Origin of the sequence: Streptococcus sp. oral taxon 058 str. F0407, assembly GCF_000235485.1 — a bacterium.
In the GTDB taxonomy this organism is placed as follows: domain Bacteria; phylum Bacillota; class Bacilli; order Lactobacillales; family Streptococcaceae; genus Streptococcus.
Genome location: NZ_JH378880.1, coordinates 1 through 878, shown reverse-complemented (window position 1 = coordinate 878; position 878 = coordinate 1). Strand labels below are relative to the sequence as shown.

Sequence of the window (878 nt, the reverse complement as noted above, 5' to 3'; positions counted from 1 at the left end):
CGGTAAATGGGAATTTGTAGCTAACAAGTACCAAGCAAGTTATCACTTCGAGAGTGCAACATCAGGTAAAGCTCTTCCAGCAGGCATCACCGCTTTGACTCCAAGTGATAGTGCAACTTATGAGAATGGTGAGTCTGTTTCCACTAAACAACCATCACAAACCACATACACAGATAGTGTGAACGACGGCATTTGGACCTTCAAAGGCTACGATGCAGATAATGTAGTCGTGAATAAGGCCGACATAGCCTTCCTAGGTAAGTGGGAATTCAAGGTGAATCCGACAAACGCTGAAACTTATACGCCTCAGGTAACGGAAGAAACTATCAAGGTTGGACAAACACCTGACTTGACCGATAATGTGACGAACTTGCCAAGCCTTCCAGCTGGCACTAGGGTAGTTGATATCACACCTGCAGGTCAAATTGACACAACAAAACCAGGAACTTACACAGGTAAAGTACGAGTTGATTATCCAGATGGTTCTTCTACTGAAGTTCCTGTACCAGTTACTGTTTTGCCTGCACCGGTAACTGAAACCTATAAGGTGACTTACCACTTCGAGAGTGCTACAGCAGACAACAACTTGCCAGCAGAAGTATTGAGCTTACTTCCACAAAGTGGAACATATACCACAAGTTCTTCTGCAGCGATTGCTTTCGTTCCAGAAGCACCAATGCCTCTAGAAGTTGCTGTTGCAAATGGTACATGGACATTCCTAGGTTATCAAGAAGTGGAAGAGGGAGCAAATCTAACCTTCATCGGCAAATGGACCTTTGAAGCTAAGCAAGCTCCTAGTCCGCAGCCAGAACCAGCACCACAGCCGCAACCGCAGCCACAGCCAGAACCAGCGCCACAGCCGCAACCGCAGCCACAAC

1 protein-coding gene is annotated in these 878 nt (G+C 46.6%); it reads left to right on the top strand.

Features of this window, described 5'->3' with window-relative positions; all coding sequences use genetic code 11:
- The coding region (locus HMPREF9184_RS00830) for an SHIRT domain-containing protein (protein WP_000452822.1) at window positions 1–878 on the top strand (878 nt) is incomplete at both ends.